Source organism: Gryllotalpicola kribbensis, assembly GCF_039538245.1.
GTDB lineage: Bacteria > Actinomycetota > Actinomycetes > Actinomycetales > Microbacteriaceae > Gryllotalpicola > Gryllotalpicola kribbensis.
Genome location: NZ_BAABBX010000014.1, coordinates 218,612 through 233,981, shown reverse-complemented (window position 1 = coordinate 233,981; position 15,370 = coordinate 218,612). Strand labels below are relative to the sequence as shown.

General features: G+C 71.6%; 16 protein-coding genes. 4 read left to right on the top strand and 12 right to left on the bottom strand.

The annotated features are described in order from the left end of the window. The first annotated feature begins 58 nt into the window (after positions 1-58). A complete protein-coding gene (locus tag ABD716_RS09275) occupies positions 59-781 on the top strand; it encodes a GNAT family N-acetyltransferase (protein ID WP_344776111.1) in 723 nt (240 codons plus the stop codon). Positions 782-785: 4 nt separating this feature from the next. Here ABD716_RS09275 and ABD716_RS09270 read toward each other — a convergent pair whose 3' ends face one another. Together ABD716_RS09270 and ABD716_RS09265 are read right to left on the bottom strand one after the other, a co-directional pair. Next, the gene (locus tag ABD716_RS09270; protein ID WP_344776109.1) at positions 786-2,456 is read right to left on the bottom strand and encodes an alpha-amylase family protein; all 1,671 of its coding nucleotides are present in this window, start codon (positions 2,454-2,456) and stop codon (positions 786-788) included. A gap of 29 nt (positions 2,457-2,485) precedes the next feature. Beyond that, complete coding sequence (locus ABD716_RS09265) at positions 2,486-2,860, bottom strand: DUF2255 family protein (protein WP_344776107.1); 375 nt, start codon at positions 2,858-2,860, stop codon at positions 2,486-2,488. A gap of 76 nt (positions 2,861-2,936) precedes the next feature. Here ABD716_RS09265 and ABD716_RS09260 point away from each other — a divergent pair, with 76 nt between their 5' ends. From ABD716_RS09260 to ABD716_RS09250, 3 genes are read left to right on the top strand one after another with little or no spacing between them, the layout of a single operon-like run. Beyond that, positions 2,937-3,731: an aldo/keto reductase gene (locus ABD716_RS09260; protein WP_344776105.1), complete on the top strand. Its 795-nt coding sequence runs from the start codon at positions 2,937-2,939 to the stop codon at positions 3,729-3,731. 18 nt (positions 3,732-3,749) lie between these two features. Beyond that, positions 3,750-5,060, top strand: a complete 1,311-nt coding sequence (locus ABD716_RS09255; RefSeq protein WP_344776103.1) for an MFS transporter — start codon at positions 3,750-3,752, stop codon at positions 5,058-5,060. Further along, complete coding sequence (locus ABD716_RS09250; RefSeq protein WP_344776100.1) at positions 5,057-5,551, top strand: GNAT family N-acetyltransferase; 495 nt, start codon at positions 5,057-5,059, stop codon at positions 5,549-5,551. The genes ABD716_RS09255 and ABD716_RS09250 overlap by 4 nt, the downstream gene beginning before the upstream one ends. A 9-nt stretch (positions 5,552-5,560) precedes the next feature. Here the strand turns inward: ABD716_RS09250 and mftF are convergent, their stop codons facing one another. The 10 genes from mftF to ABD716_RS09200 all read right to left on the bottom strand — a co-directional run bounded on the left by mftF (position 5,561) and on the right by ABD716_RS09200 (position 15,266). After that, the gene (gene mftF, locus ABD716_RS09245; protein WP_344776098.1) at positions 5,561-6,985 is read right to left on the bottom strand and encodes a mycofactocin biosynthesis glycosyltransferase MftF; all 1,425 of its coding nucleotides are present in this window, start codon (positions 6,983-6,985) and stop codon (positions 5,561-5,563) included. Then, positions 6,982-7,668, bottom strand: a complete 687-nt coding sequence (mftE, locus tag ABD716_RS09240) for a mycofactocin biosynthesis peptidyl-dipeptidase MftE (protein WP_344776096.1) — start codon at positions 7,666-7,668, stop codon at positions 6,982-6,984. Before mftE ends, mftF begins: the two co-directional genes overlap by 4 nt. Further along, on the bottom strand, positions 7,665-9,020 hold the full coding sequence (gene mftD, locus ABD716_RS09235) for a pre-mycofactocin synthase MftD (protein ID WP_344776094.1): 1,356 nt from the start codon (positions 9,018-9,020) through the stop codon (positions 7,665-7,667). The genes mftE and mftD overlap by 4 nt, the downstream gene beginning before the upstream one ends. Positions 9,021-9,045: 25 nt before the next feature. Beyond that, entirely contained in the window at positions 9,046-9,723 is a 678-nt protein-coding gene (locus tag ABD716_RS09230) for a vWA domain-containing protein (RefSeq protein WP_344776092.1), read from the bottom strand. Between the two features lie 306 nt (positions 9,724-10,029). Then, on the bottom strand, positions 10,030-10,992 hold the full coding sequence (locus tag ABD716_RS09225; protein WP_344776090.1) for an AAA family ATPase: 963 nt from the start codon (positions 10,990-10,992) through the stop codon (positions 10,030-10,032). Positions 10,993-11,021: 29 nt separating this feature from the next. Beyond that, complete coding sequence (locus tag ABD716_RS09220) at positions 11,022-11,843, bottom strand: mycofactocin-coupled SDR family oxidoreductase (RefSeq protein WP_344776088.1); 822 nt, start codon at positions 11,841-11,843, stop codon at positions 11,022-11,024. A gap of 46 nt (positions 11,844-11,889) precedes the next feature. Next, a complete protein-coding gene (locus tag ABD716_RS09215; protein WP_344776086.1) occupies positions 11,890-12,732 on the bottom strand; it encodes a mycofactocin-coupled SDR family oxidoreductase in 843 nt (280 codons plus the stop codon). A 13-nt stretch (positions 12,733-12,745) separates the two neighbouring features. Further along, positions 12,746-13,582 carry a mycofactocin-coupled SDR family oxidoreductase gene (locus ABD716_RS09210; protein ID WP_344776084.1) on the bottom strand — a complete coding sequence of 279 codons (837 nt, stop codon included), beginning with the start codon at positions 13,580-13,582 and terminating at the stop codon, positions 12,746-12,748. Between the two features lie 23 nt (positions 13,583-13,605). After that, positions 13,606-14,439: a mycofactocin-coupled SDR family oxidoreductase gene (locus ABD716_RS09205; protein ID WP_344776081.1), complete on the bottom strand. Its 834-nt coding sequence runs from the start codon at positions 14,437-14,439 to the stop codon at positions 13,606-13,608. Positions 14,440-14,450: 11 nt separating this feature from the next. Next, positions 14,451-15,266 carry a mycofactocin-coupled SDR family oxidoreductase gene (locus ABD716_RS09200; RefSeq protein ID WP_344776079.1) on the bottom strand — a complete coding sequence of 272 codons (816 nt, stop codon included), beginning with the start codon at positions 15,264-15,266 and terminating at the stop codon, positions 14,451-14,453. Positions 15,267-15,370 lie beyond the last annotated feature (104 nt).

Here is a 15,370-nt window from a genome sequence, read left to right as displayed (position 1 = left end):
CAGGCCGCCGCCGTCAGCCCTTGAGGCATCCAGCAACAGCGGGCAACCTGGAATCACCATGGACGAGCGCGAGGATCACCGACAGATCGTCTCCCTGTGCGAGCACGTGCAGACCGAATGGCTGCGCGCCCGCGCCGAGAGCCTCGGCGGCCGCGTCTGGAGCGACGGGCCGCTCACCTGGGTCGACGGGCCCGACGGCCTCATTCTGGTGTTCCCCGAGACCATCGACCCCTCCGCCCTCGAGCGCAGCATCGAGCAGGCCCGCAACGAGGAGCGCGAGCTGGTCGGCGCGTGGGTCGACAACGAGATGGATGCCTCCGCCCTCGCCGCCGCCGGATTCGAACGCGGCTGGGCGCCGTGGTGGCTCGCGGCCGATCTCGCGGGCATCGACGCGCCGGCCGATCCGCGCGTGCACGTCGGGGTCGACCTCGAGGACGTGCGCGACGAGCAGGGCCACAACGGCTACGACCGCATGCTCGGGCTCGCGCGGGCGCAGCCCGAGCGGGCGTTCTACGCCGGCATCCGCATCGACGGCGTGCTCGCGGGCCACGCGTGGTCGTTCGTCGACGGCGACGTCGCCGGCATCTTCGATCTCGACGTGTGGCCGCCCTTCCGGCGCCGCGGCTTCGGCGCCGCGCTGCTGCACGCCGTCGCGGCGGCCGCCCACGGTGCGGGCGCCCGCACCGCCGTGGTCGGCACGAGCCCGCAGGACGCGATCATCTACCGCGCGCAGGGCTTCAACCGGGTCGGCATGAGCTCGACCTGGTGGCGGCACCTCTGACGGGCTACTGCAGCCGGCGGCCGCCCGGCGTCGCGATCCGCAGCCAGCGGAAGCCGTAGCCCTCGAGCGGCAGGGTGACCCGGCCGCCGTCGCCGAGCTCGAGGCCGTGGTCGTCGAGCAGATCGGCCAGGCGCGTTCCCTGCGGCACCCAGTCGAGCTCGAGCTCGACCTCGAGCTCGTCGGCGCTGAAGTTGTGGATCGTAACCATGCCCGAGTCGTCCCACCGGTTGACGAGCACGAGCACGGCCGGGTTCGGGTGGTCGACGACGGTCGCCTCACCCCAGCCGAGCTCTGGGCACTCGCGGTAGCGGTGGGTGAGGCGCGTGATGAACGCGAGCAGCGAGTCCGGGTCGGTGCGCTGCGCCTCGACGTTCACGTTCTCCGGCCCGAACTCGCCGGGCACGACGGGGGCGACCAGCTGCGAGGCATCCGCGTTCGAGAATCCTCCGTTCGGCGACGAGCCGCTCCACTGCATGGGCGCCCGCACGGCGAGGCGCCCCGGCGCGTCGAGGTTCTCGCCCATGCCGATCTCTTCGCCGTAGAACAGCACGGGGGTGCCGGGCAGCGCGAACAGCAGGCTGTAGACCATCCGGATGCGCGCCTGATCGCCGCCGAGCATCGGGGGCAGCCTGCGCCGCAGCCCGCGGCCGTACGCCTGCATGCGCTCCTCGGGCCCGAAGGCGGCGAAGACCTCCTCGCGCTCGGCATCCGTCAGCTTGTCGAGCGTCAGCTCGTCGTGATTGCGCACGAAGTTCGCCCACTGGCTGTCGGCGATGAGCTTCGGCCGGCCGATCAGCGCCTGGCGCAGCGGCTCCGAGCTCTGCCGTGCGAGCGCGAGGTACATGGCCTGCATGCCGACGAAGTCGAACTGCATGTTGAGCTCGTCGGCGTCGTCGCCGCCGAAGTACTCGACCTGCTCCTTCCGGTCGAGGTTCACCTCGCCGAGCAGCAGGGCGTCGCCCTGGCGGCGCGACAGGAACGCCCGCAACGCCCGCAGATAGCTGTGCAGTTCGCCCGCGCTCGCGTTCGGGTCCTCGCCGCTCAGCAGGAACGGAACCGCGTCGACGCGGAACCCCGAGATGCCGAGCTGCAGCCAGAACCCGGCGAGCTTCGCGATCTCGTCGCGCACACGCGGATTCGTGAGGTTGAGGTCGGGCTCGCGCGTGTAGAACTGGTGCCGGAAGTACTCGCCGGTCTTCTCGTCGCGGTCCCACACGCCGTCTTCGTCGCCGGGGAAGGCGCTGTCCTGCGGGCTCTGCGGCGGGCAGTCGGTGCGCCAGATGTAGAAGTCGCGGAACGGCGACTGCGTGCTCTCGCGCGATTTCTGAAACCAGGGATGCCGGTCAGAGGTGTGCTGCACGACGAGGTCGATCACGACCCGAATGCCCCGGTCGCGGGCGACCCGCACCATCTCGACGAAGTCGCCGAGCGAGCCGAGCCGCTCGTCGACGGCGTAGAAGTCGATCGGGTCGTAGCCGTCGTCGACGCCGCCCGACGGGTGCACCGGCATCAGCCACAGGCACGTCACGCCGAGGCTCGCGAGGTAGTCGATCCGCTGCGCGAGGCCCGGGAAGTCGCCGACGCCGTCGTCGTTCCAGTCGAGGAAGGTCTTCACGTCGAGGCAGTAGACGATCGCGGTCTTCCACCACAGGTCGCCCGTGTCCGTGATCTTCACGCGATGCCGGTACCCCGGCCGGCCGGGTGCTACTCCGGCACGACCCGCAGCGTCGCGCCGACGGAGGGCCCTTCGACCATCGGCTGCCGGAACTCGGCGGGCTGGGCGGCGTACTTCGCGTTGTAGGCATCCGTCACCGCCTGGTTCTTGATCTCGTTCACCGGCTCGAAGGTGACCTCGTGCGACACCTCGCCCGCGGTGAACGCGGCGCGCCCGGTCTCGCGCACGTGCCGGTACCAGCGCGCCCCGGTGCCGCGCACCGAGCGCACGAACACCTCGCTGCCGTCGGTGACGGCCCAGATGGTGACGGCCGGCAGGGGCGTGCCGTCGCCCGCGAGCGGGGCGAGCTGCACCTCCTCGACCTGGCCGATGGCGCGCACTTCCTCAGGGGTCCATTCGCTCATGTCGCCAGTGTCACGCAGCCGCCGCCCGCCCGCGACCCCATGTACAGGCATCCGCTTGCCCGTTTAGCCTGCAGCTATGACGGACAGCGCGGTTCCCAGCTACGAACTCAACGACGGCACGACGATCCCGGTGATCGGGCTCGGCACTTACGGGCTGAACGGCGCGGCGGGCGCGGAATCGATCGCGGGGGCGATCGGCCTCGGCTACCGGCTGATCGACACGGCGTATTCGTACGGCAACGAGGATGCCGTCGGCGAAGGCATCCGGCGCTCGGGAATCGACCCGGCCGAGCTCGTCGTGACGAGCAAGGTGCCGAACGGGCAGCACGGGCGCGACCGCACGCTGCGGGCGTTCGACGAGTCGATGCGGCGGCTCGGGCTCGAGCAGCTCGGCCTGTACCTGATCCACTGGCCCGAGCCGCAGAACCACCTCTACGTCGAGACGTGGAAGGCGCTCGTCGAGCTCAAGGAGCAGGGGCGCGTGCGCTCGATCGGCGTCTCGAACTTCGACGCAGGGCAGATCGACGAGGTCGTGGATGCCACGGGCGTCACCCCGGCCGTGAACCAGGTGCCCGTTGACCTGCTGCACCAGAACCGGGCCGCGCGCGAGACGGACGGGCTGCGCGGCATCGTCACCGAGAGCTACAGCCCCCTGAAGAACGCCGACCGCGTCGCCGGGCACGAGTACTTCCGGCAGATCGCGGCAGACCACGGCGTCACGAAGAACCAGCTCGTGCTGCGCTGGCACGTGCAGGTCGGGCTGCTGCCGATTCCCCGCTCGCGATCGCTCGAGCACCAGCGTGAGAACTTCGACATCTTCGGCTTCCGGCTCTCGTCGGAGGAGATCGGGCGGCTGGAGGCCATCGCCTGACGAGGTAGTTTTCACTAGGTGAGCGATACCGCGGCGATCCCCTCCCTTCCTCGGCGCTTCGCCGCGCTGCGGAACCGCGACTCGCGCCCGTACCTGTTCACCTCGGGGCTGTCGATGATGGCCGACAACACCGAGCACGTGATCACGTACTGGGTGCTGTGGCAGACGTTCCACTCGCCGGCCCTCGTCGGCTTCCAGATCATCAGCCACTGGCTGCCGTTCCTGCTGCTGTCGGTCTGGTCGGGCACGCTCGCCGAGAAGTACGACTGCCGCCGCCTGATCCAGGCGGCGCAGGGGCTCTTCATGCTCGTCTCCGCGGTGTGGGGTGTGCTCTTCCTTACCGACAGCCTGACGGTCTGGGCGGCCTGCATCCTGCTCGTGCTGCACGGCACCGCAGGCTCGCTCTGGGGGCCGGCCGAGCAGCTCATGCTGCACGACTTCGTCGACCGGCACGAGCTGCCGAGCGCGGTGCGCATGAACGCCACGTTCCAGAGCCTCGGCATCCTGTTCGGGCCCGTCGTCGGCTCTGCGCTGCTGCTCTGGCTCGGGCCGACGGGCGGCATCTTCGTGAACGTGCTGCTGTACCTGCCGATGACGGTGCTGATGTTCCGCACGAGGTTCACCGGGCACACCAGGGATGCCGCGCACGGCGCCGCCGACGTCGCGGTGAAGCCGCAGGTGGGCTGGCGCGACACGGCGCGGGTGCTGCGCGGCATCCGCTCGAATCACCTGATCATCGCCATGATCATCATCTCGGGCCTGACCGCGGTCACGATCGGGAACGCGCTGCAGTCGTCGATGCCGGTGTTCGCGGCGCGGCTCGGGGCGGGGTCGTCGGGCGACCTGACCTACGGCGTGCTGCTGTTCGCGATGGGCTTCGGGGGCGTGGTGGGCGGATTCCTGCTCGAGGCGACCGGCGTCATCAGGCCGACCCTGCGCGCTGCGGTGCTGTCGACGGTCGTCTTCGGCGGGGCGATCCTGGCGTTCGCGCTGACCGGCAGCTATGCGCTCGCGATCGTCGCGCTGGCGGTCGCGGGCGCAGGCGAGATCGCCTCGCTGTCGATCACGCAGAGCGTCGTGCAGCTCGAGGCGCCCGCCGGCGAGCGCGGCCGCACCCTCGGCGTCTACGGCATGTTCTCCTCCGGGCTGCGCACCGGGGGCGGCGTCACGCTCGGCGTGCTCGGCGCCGCGATCGGCGTGACCCAGGCGATCGGCGTCTTCGCGGCCGTGCTGGCCGTGGGCGCCCTCGTGGCGTGGTGGTACGCGGCGCGGCGGCCGGGGCGTGCGAGCCGCGGCGAGACGACGCTCGATGCCGGAGTCGCGCCATGAATCCGACAGTTCCGGTCGTCTCGGGTGGGCCGGTCATCGCCGTGGAAGACCCGAGGGCGGCCGACGTGCTCGAGCTGCTCGCGGAGCACCTGCGTGACATGCACGCCACATCGCCCGCCGAGAGCGTGCACGCCCTCGACCCCGACGCGCTCGCGCACCCCAGCATCACCTTCTGGGCCGCGCGCGACGCGGCGACCGGCGAGCTGCTCGGCGTCGGCGCCCTCAATCAGCACCCCGGCGGTCTCGGCGAGCTGAAGTCGATGCGCACGGCGGCCGCGGCGCGAGGGCGCGGCGTGGCGAGTGCGATGCTCGGCGCGATCGTGGCCGAGGCGCGCCGGCGAGGCATCCGCGAGCTCAAGCTCGAAACGGGGGCGGAGGACTACTTCGCGCCCGCGCGTGCGCTGTATGCGAAGCACGGATTCCTGCCCTGCGCCCCCTTCGCCGACTACACCGACGACCCGAACAGCGTCTTCTTCGCGCTCGAGCTGTAGGCGCAGCCCTCAGCGACTGCGCCGCCCGCACGTGATGTCGGGCAGCAGCGCCCGCACCGAGCGGGCGCGCACCGCGCTGCGCCACACCCCGAAGCCGTAGGCGAGGTCGTCGAGCCGGCGCGCCAGGATGAAGCGCGCCGGGTCGAGACGGGGCCGCAGGCGCACGTATTCGATCACGCCGTCGGCGAGCGCGGCCACCGCGGCGGCGCGGGCGATGCGCTTCGAGAACAGCGCGGCGACGAGGGTGACCGGCCACCAGTGCCGCACGAGCAGCGCGCTCGTCTGGTTCAACGTGGCGCCGACGCCGCTCGCGGTGAGGCGCGCGGCCTCGAGGCGCGGATGCCGGGAGCTGGGCAGCCGGCGCGCGATGCGCGCCGCGGCGAACGCGGCGACACCGACGGCGACGGGCGCCGACCAGCGCCGCTGGGCGAGCAGCGCCGCGGCGAAGGCGAGCCCCCACGGCGCGAACACGGCGGGCGCGATCAGCTTCCCGTGCCGCGCGGCGAGCGGGGACGCGGACGATCCGTAGAGCACCTTCCGCGACAGCCAGGTGCGCACCGTCGTGCGGTGGTCGTGCCGCACCGTGGCCGCCGGCTCGTAGCGCACCCGCCGGCCGCCGGCGACGAGCCGCCACACGAGGTCGACGTCCTCGCCCTCGCGCAGCGCGGCGAACCCCTCGCCCAACGCGTCGACCCTGGCGAGCAGGAAGGTCGCGGGCACCCACGAGACCGGCGAGCGGGGCCGCACGTTCCCGCCGTGCGGGCCCAGGTCGAGCGACGAGCGGGCGGCCTCATAGCGCCCGATCCAGTTCGTCTCACCGCCGTCGTGCAGGCCGAGCACCCGGGGCGCCGCGACCGCGAGGCGCGGGTCGGCGAAGTGCCGCAGCAGCGCGGGCACCACCCGGTCGTCGACGACGACGTCGGTGTCGGCGAACGCGACGAACGGCGTCGTGACGTGCGCGAGCCCGGCCGTGCGCGCCCCGCCCGGCCCCACATTGGCGTTGAGCACGACGAGCCGTGCCCCCCGCCGCGCCACAGCCCGGGCGATGGGCGCGGGCTCGGGCGACGCGTCGTCGACGACGATCACGGGGTGCGCGCGCGGGATCGAGGCGAGCAGCCGCTCGAGGCCGTCGGCGCGGCCGTAGGCGGGGATGACGAAGGTGACGTCCTCGAGCGGAACGGGCGACTCCGGCAGGGACTCGAGCACGGGGTCGGCCAGGCCGGCATCCAGCAGGCGCTCGCCGAGCGCACGCGAGCGTGCACCGCTCAGCTCCAACTCGCGCCCGCGCATCATCCGCTGCGCTGCGGGGGTGAGGTACAGCACCGTGGTGGGCGCACCGCCGATGAGGGTGCGGCCGCCCTCCGAGACACGGGTGTCGTGCCGCAGCCGCAGCACCACCCCGTCCGGCAGCCCGCGCGCCCCCGCCCCGCTCACCGAGCCACCGACTCGGGCAGCCGCGCCCACGCGGCATCCGCCATCGCCGCGAGCAGCCGGGCGCCCTCCGCTGCGGAAGCCCCCGTCGGGTCACCGAGCACGCCGTTCGGCGCGAGCTCGCGCACGCCGCGCCGGCGCAGCGCGGGCATGAGCTCGTCGATCGGGGTCGCGTTGCCGGGGGCTGCGAGATCGAGTGCGACGGATGCCGGAGCGAGATGCAGCATCACCGAGGTCTCCGTTCGGCCGGCGTGGGCGTCGCCGCCCGCGACGCCGCAGGGCACCCAGCTGACGTCGTGCCCCTCCTCGGCGAGCTGCGCGACGGCATCCGTCAGCGCCCGCACGTTGCCGCCGTGGCCGTTGACGAACACGACGCGCGGCGCCCACGCCCGCAGCGAGCGCGCGAGCTCGACCACCACGAGGCCAAGCGCCTCTTCGCCGATCGAGGTCGTGCCGGGGAAGTCCTGGTGCTCGCCGCTCGCGCCGTAGGGCAGCGCCGGCGCCACCACGACGTCGACGGATGCCGCACGCAGCCGTTCCGCGACGCCGCGTGCGACCGCCGCCGCGATGACCGCGTCGGTGTCGAACGGAAGGTGCGGCCCGTGCTGCTCGGTCGACCCGAGCGGGACGAGGACGAGCGCGGGCTCGCCCAGCTCGGGCCAGCGCGCGGGGGCGAGCTCGGTCACTGCTGCGGCGCGGAATCGGGCGCAGGCGAGCCCGGCGCCGGCGGCGTGACCGGCGCCTCGGCGCTCGCGGGCGCCGCCGGCTTCCGCGGACGGCGCGCGGCTGGGCGCGTCGATCGTCGAGCGGCCGAGGACCCGGCCGCCGTCGACGGGGATGCCGCTGCTCCGGCATCCCCCGCCCCCAGGTGCCGTTCGAAGCCCTGCGGAATGAAGAGGTCCTGGCGGCTGAGCTCGTGGATCGACTTGTGCCCGAGGCCCAGCACAGCCGAGTCGAGCCCCATGCGCAGCAGGTCGAGCACGTTCTCAACGCCGGTCTGCCCGTTGGCGGCGAGGCCCCAGAGGTACGCGCGGCCGATCATCACGGCGCGCGCGCCGAGGGCGAGCGCCTTCGCGACGTCGCCGCCGCGGCGCACGCCGCCGTCGAGCAGCACCTCGACCTGGTCGCCGACAGCGGCCGCGACGGCGGGCAGGCAGCGGATCGTCGCCGGGGTCGTGTCGAGGTTGTTGCCGCCGTGGTTCGACACCGAGATCGCCGAGACGCCGGCGTCGACCGCCCTCTTGGCGTCGTCGACCCGGGTGATGCCCTTCAGGATGAACGGACCGCCCCATTCCTCGCGCAGCCACGCGACGTCCTCCCACGTGGGCGGCGGGGTCTGCTGCCACTCGTAGTACGCCCCGAAGAAGGTCGGCGCCTCGCCGCCCGGCGGCTGCAGGTTCGGCGTCGTCAGGTCGGGCACGCGGCCCGTCTTGCCGTAGGCCCACAGCCACTTGGGCCGGATGATCGCCTCTGGGGCGAAGTCCCACATCGCCTTGAGCGTCATCTTCTCGGGGATCGCGGGCGAGCCCCAGTCGCGCCCGATCGAGAACGACCAGTCGAGCGTCGCGATCAGGGCCTTCGCGCCGGCGGCCCGTGCGCGGTCCATGCGCTGCACCATCTGCTCGCGCGTGCCCGTCCAGTACATCTGGAAGAAGGTGTTCGGGTTCGCCGCCGCGACCTCTTCGACGGGCTTCGACGCGAACGACGACAGCCCCATGATCGTGCCCCGGTTCGCCGCCGCCCGCGCGACCGCCACCTCGCCCTCGGGATGCACCGCCTGCACACCCGTCGGCGAGATCAGCACGGGAAGCGAGATCGGGATGCCGAGCACCGTGGTGCTCAGCTCGCGCTCGCTCTGATGGCCGGCCACGTGCGGGGCGAACTGCAGCTCGGCGAACGCCGCCTGGTTGTCCTCGGGCGTGCGGCCGCGCTCCGAGCCGGCCACGAGCGCCGCGTACACGGACGGCGGCAGGCGCTTCTTCGCGCGGCGCTGCGCCTCGAGCACGGTCTCGAACCAGGGATTCTGCCTCCAGGGCATCTGAGCTCCTTGTGTGTTGTGCCGATTATCGGTCTCGGAAGATGTCGGTCACCGCAGGCGCGACATCGTGGAAGTCGCGCACGAGGTGCAGGGTGCCGTGCCCGCTGCGCGCAAGCTCGCGGCCGAGCTCGACGTCGCGCTCGCCGCTCGTGTCGAGCAGCACGTCGAGCCGGGGCAGCGCCGCCGCGAGCGGTCGCGGGTCGGGGCCGGCGTTGTGCACGCAGTCCGAGAGCAGGACGACGCGGCTGTCGCGCTCGGGGGAGCGGGCCAGCTGCTCGGCTGCCAGCTGCAGCGGGAACGCGACGTTGGTGAGACCCCGCGCGGGAATCCGCATCAGCTGGTCGAGCAGTTCGAAGGGGCGCACCGGCGCCCCGATCTCGAGCAGCACCGCGGCATCCGACCAGAAGGCGATCACGGCGAGCCTGTCGCGCTCGAGCTCGCCCGCGAGCGCGCCCACCGCCGCGGCCGACGTGGTCAGCCGCTCGCCCTTCGACGACCCCGAGACGTCGACGAGCAGCACGACCGCGCGCGTCGAGCGGATGCGGTCGCGCACGATGATGTCCTCGTCTTCGGGCACCGGCCGCTCGGCGAGCACCTCGATGGTCGCGTCGAGGTCGATGTCGTCGGCCGCACCGCGGTAGGGCAGGCTCGCGAGCACGCCCTGCCCGCGGCGCGACGACGACTGCGCCCGTGGCCGGGGCACGGCGAGCGCCGCCGCGATCGCCCGAGCCCGTTCGCGCGCGGCGGGCTCGACGGCGAGCTGCTCGTCGATCAGGGCGAGCTCGGCCGGGTCATCCGTGAAGCCCGCCTGCAGGGCGCTCGGCAGCTGCGGCGCACGGGCGGATGCCGCGCCGCGCTTCTGCGCGCGCAGGGCGATTCCGGACTTTCCCGGCGTGGCCTCGAACAGGGTGGGCTCCTCGGTGAGTTGCTTCGGGGTGCGGGTGAGCGGCCGCGTCGGCGGCCGCTGGGCGCGGCGTTCGACGGGGCCGCCGTCGGCGGGGACCTCTCTTCACGTCGGCCCGGTGAAGGTGGCCGGCTCGAGGATGAAGCGGTCCTCCCAGATCTCGCGCAGCACGCGCTCGGGGGTGGTCTCGGCCGCTTCGTCGAGCCGGATGCGGCCCGAGAGCGAGACGAGCATGGCGTCGAGCATCAGCTCGGGGTACGGCGCCGCGCCGTCGCCGGCGCCCGCGCGGGCATCCGGCTCGGCCCTCGTCACCCCGCGCAGTGCGGCGAGCTCGTTCGCGATCAGCGCGCAGTCGATCGCGCCCCGCACGCTCGAGCCCTGCCGCACCGCGGGGTGCGCGCGAGTCGCCCGCGTCACGGCGACCGCGTCGACGACGATGCGCTCGGCCACGGCGCCCGCGATGCCGCTGCGCAGCGCGACGATGCGCTCTTCCGCGGCGGCATCCTGATAGTCCACGACGATGCGGTTGAGGCGGTCGCTCACGCTCATCGACAGGCGCGTCGTGCCCACGTTGTCGTAGGGGTTCATCGACGCGATCACCCGGAAGGTCGGCTTCGCGACCACGCCGCCGACGCGCGGCACCTCGATCGCTCGGTCGGCCATGGCGGTGAGCAGGGTGTTGAGAGTGTCCTCCGGCGCGCGGTTGAACTCCTCGATGTAGAGGAACCCGCCCTGCTCCATCGCCTCGACGAGCGGTCCCGCGACGAAGTTGTCGGCGCTGTAGTCCTCGCGCAGCACGCGGGCGGGGTTGTGGTGGCCGATCAGCTTGGCCGGCGTCAGGTCGCCGTTGCCCTCGACGAACAGCAGCGGGATGCCCCACTCTGCGGTGATCGCTTTGAGCATGGTCGTCTTGCTGGTGCCCGGCGGCCCCTCGAGGATGAGGTCGCGGCCGGCGCCGACGGCCGCGAGGGCGAGCTCGAGCTCGTGCTCGCGGCCGACGACCCGCGCGAGGATGCGCTCGCGCAGCGCCGTGCGGTCGCCCGGGTTCGTGACGTCGCCGTCGGTCATGCGGATGCCTCCTCTGCGGCCCCTCGTTCCTAGTACTGCGTCATGCCGCCGTCGACGGCGAGGGCGTGCCCGGTGACCCACGTCGACTCGTCGGAGGCGAGCCAGAGCACCGCGTTCGAGATCTCGCGCGGCGGCATCATGCCGGGAATCCACTGCGTCAGCATCCCGAACAGGTCCGGGTTCTCCTTCTGCCCGCGCTCGAAGCCGTTGTCGGGCAGGCCGAAGATGCCGTTCGCCATCGGGGTGTCGACGCCGCCGGGGTGCACGGAGTTCACCCGCACGTGGTCCTTCGCGAGCTCCATCGCGAGCGACTTGGTGAGCCCCGTGACGCCGAACTTCGCCATGTTGTAGGCGAGGTTCCACGGGCCCGCCTTGAGCCCGTTGGCCGAGCTCGTCAGGATGATCGAGCCGCCCCCGCCGTCGATGAGGTGCTGCACGCCGGCCGTCACGGTGTTCCACACGCCGATCAGGTTGATGTCGATCGTGGTGCGGATGATCTCCGGCGTCATGTCGTGCCAGGGGCCGACGATGTCGATGCCGGCGTTGCCCGCGATGACGTCGAGCCGGCCGAGCTCGCCGACCCCCTTGTCGACGAAGGCCTTCAGACCGTCGAGGTCGCGCACGTCGACCGCTTCCGCGACGATGCGCCGATCGAGCGCCTCGACCTGGCGCACCGTCTCGGCCAGATCGTCCGGCGTGGCCGTGGGGTACGGCACGTTCTCGACCTGCGCCGCGATGTCGACCGCGATGATGTCCGCGCCCTCCTCGGCGAGCCGGAGAGCATGCGCCCGCCCCTGCCCGCGTGCCGCCCCGGTGATGAAGGCGACCTTGCCTTCGACCCGTCCTGCCATGTGTGTGTCCTTCCGTAGATTGTCTGAACCGGTCACGCGAGCCGGGTCACTTGATCGTGTAGCCCGCGTCGACCTTGAGCTCGGTGCCCGTGACGTAGCGCGCCTCGTCTGAGGCGAGGAACAGCACGGCGTTCGAGATGTCGACCGGCTCGACCCAGGGGATGGGCAGCGCGTTGGTGGACTCGAACACCGCGGCCGCCTGTTCCTTCGTCGGGTGCTCGACGTCGGGCAGGAAGAGCTTGAACGCCGCCTCGTTGAGGATCATGTCCGTCGCGACACCCGTCGGGTGCACCGTGTTGACGCGGATCCGATAGGGGGCGAGCTCGAGGGCGAGCGTGCGCATGATGCCCACGACCGCGTGCTTGCTCGCCGTGTAAGCGGCGACGTTCGGCGTGCCCTTGAGGCCCGCCGTCGAGCTCGTCAAGATCATCGAGCCGCCCGTGCCCTGCTCGATGAGGTGGGGGATGACCGCCTTGGCGGTGTGCCACACGCCCGTCTGATTGATGTCGATGACGTCCTGCCAGTCGGACTCGCTCACCTCGTGCGTCTTGTCGCCGAAGGCGAAGACGCCGGCGTTGGCCGCGACGACGTCCACGTGACCGAGCTCGGCCACGCCCTCGTCGAGCGCCGCCTTCAGCTCGTCGAAGTCGCGCACGTCGGCCTTGCGCGCGACGACCCGCCGGTCGAGCGCCTCGATCTGCCGCACGGTCTCGTCGAGGTCGGCTTGCGTCGACCCTGCGTAGTACCTCTCGATGCTCGGGATGCCCTCGCAGATGTCGACCGCGATGATGTCGGCGCCCTCCTGGGCGAGGCGCAGCGCGTGGCTGCGCCCCTGCCCACGGGCGGCGCCGGTGACGAAGGCGACCTTGCCCTCTACCCGTCCTGTCATGTCCGCCGCCCCTCTACTTGAGCAGCTGGCCGGCGTCGACGCGGACTTCGAGTCCCGTCACATAGCGGGACTCGTCGGACGCCAGCCACAGCACGGCGTTCGAGATGTCGACCGGCTCCACCCACGGGATCGGCAGCACGTTCAGCGTCTGGAACCGCGGCGCGAGCGCCTCCTTGGTGCGCTGCTCGGGTGTCAGATCCGGAGCGAACAGCTCGTACGTCGCCGAGTTCTGGATCATGTCGGTGTTGACGCTCGTGGGGTGCACCGAGTTGACGCGGATGTTGAACGGCGCGAGCTCGAGGGCTGCCGTCTTCATCACGCCGACGACGCCGTGCTTCGCCGCGACGTAGTGCCCGATGTTCGGGATGGCGAGGAGCCCCGCGGTCGAGCTGGTGAGGATCATCGAGCCGCCGCCGTTCGCCTTGAGGTGGGGGATCGCGGCCTTCACCGTGTGCCACACACCCGTCAGGTTCACGGCGAGCATGTCGCTCCACTGCTCCTCGGTGAGCTCGTCGAGCGTCCCGAAACTGAAGATGCCGGCGTTGGCCGACACGATGTCGAGCTTGCCGAGTTGGGCGACGCCCGCGTCGAGCGCACCCTTGAGCGCGTCGAAGTCGCGGACATCGGCCTGCGTGGCGACGATCCGGCGGTCGAGCGCCTCGACCTGCCGCACCGTCTCGTCGAGATCGGCCGGGGTCGACATGGCGTAGGGCACCGTGTCGATCTGGCCGGTGAGGTCGACGGCGATGATGTCGGCGCCTTCCTGCGCCAGGCGAAGGGCGTGGCTGCGGCCCTGGCCGCGCGCCGCGCCGGTGACGAAGGCGACTTTGCCTTCGACTCTTCCAGGCATGCTGGTTCCTTCTTTCTTTGTCTTCAGATCAGGTAGTTGCCGCCGTCGACGGGCAGCGGCACCCCGGTGACGAACCGTGCCTCGTCGGAGGCGAGCCACAGCACCGCATTCGAGATGTCGACCGGCTCGACCCAGGGGATCGGCAGCGCAATCACGGCCTGCGACGCCGCGGCGAACTCCTCTTTGGTCGACCCCTGTTTGCCGGTGAACAGGTCGTAGGTCGCCGAGTTCTGGATCATGTCCGTGTCCACCTGCGTCGGGTGGATGCTGTTCACGCGGATCGACAGCGGCGCCAGCTCGATGGCGAGGGTCCGCATCAGCCCGACCACCCCGTGCTTGGCAGACACGTAGTGGGCGATGTTTCCGTAGCCGCGGATGCCCGCCTCAGAGCTCGTCAGGATGATCGAGCCACCCCGGCCGCCCGCTTTGATGTGCGGCAGCCCTGCCTTCACGGTGTGCCACACACCGGTGAGGTTGGTGTCGATCATGTTCTGCCACATGTCCTCGTCGAGCTCATCAGCCGGCGCCATCTGCGTGGAGATGCCCGCGTTGGCCGAGATGATGTCGAGTCGGCCGAGCTGGGCGACGCCGTCGTCGACCGCTTTCTTGAGCCCGCCGAAGTCGCGGACATCCGCTTTGCTCGCCACGATGCGGCGGTCGAGCGCCTCGACCTGACGGACGGTCTCGGCGAGGTCCGCCTCCGTCGCGCCGTGATACGGCGCCCCCGGGATGTCCTCGAGCAGATCGACCGCGATGATGTCGGCGCCCTCCTGCGCGAGCCGCAGCGCGTGGCTGCGCCCCTGACCGCGAGCGGCTCCGGTGATGAAGGCGACCTTGCCCTCGACCCTTCCTGCCATGAGCGACCCCCTTACCTCTTGTTGACGAAGCCGGCGTCGACGGGAAGTGTGACGCCGGTGACATAGCGCGCGGCGTCCGAGACGAGCCACACGATCGCGTTCGAGATGTCGACGGGCTCGACGAGCTCGACCGGCAGCGCGTTCGCCATCGCCTGGCCCATCGCCGGGTCGGCCTGCAGGAACTGCTGCATGAACTCGTTGACGACCATCGGGGTGTTGACGCCCGTCGGGTGCACGGTGTTCACGCGGATCGAATACGGCGCGAGGTAGTTGGCGTAGGCCCGCATCAGGCCGACCACGCCGTGCTTCGCCGCGGTGTAGCCGATGCCGCCCGGCGTGTTCCCGCCGATGCCGGTGAGCCCCGCCGTCGAGCTGGTCAGCACGATCGCGCCGCCCTCACCGCGCTCGATCATCGACGGCGCGGCGACCTCGACCGTGTGGTAGACGCCGGTCAGGTTCACGGCGATGACGTCGGTCCACTCCTGGTACTGCGGCGTGAGCGACATCGGCGCGATCCCGGCATTGGCGGCGACGATGTCGACGGGGCCGAGTTCGGCGACGCCGGCGTCGAACGCCGCCTGCAGGGCGTCCTTGTCGCGGACATCCGCCTGCCTCGTGAAGATGCGGCGGTCGAGGGCCTCGACCTGCCGCGCCGTCTCGGCCAGGTCGTCGGGCGTCGACATCGGGTACGGCACGGTGTCGATCTGGGCCGCGATGTCGATGGCGATGATGTCCGCCCCCTCCTGCGCGAGGCGGACGGCGTGGCTACGGCCCTGGCCGCGAGCGGCGCCGGTGACGAAGGCGACTTTGCCCTCGAGAACTCCCATGGTGTTCTACCTGCTTTCTTCTGTTTTCGAGCGCGACGAGCCACCCCGACGGCGTTGTCAGGGTGATCGGATGCGTCGCGCGGGTCTGTGGGGCGGAGCGGGTC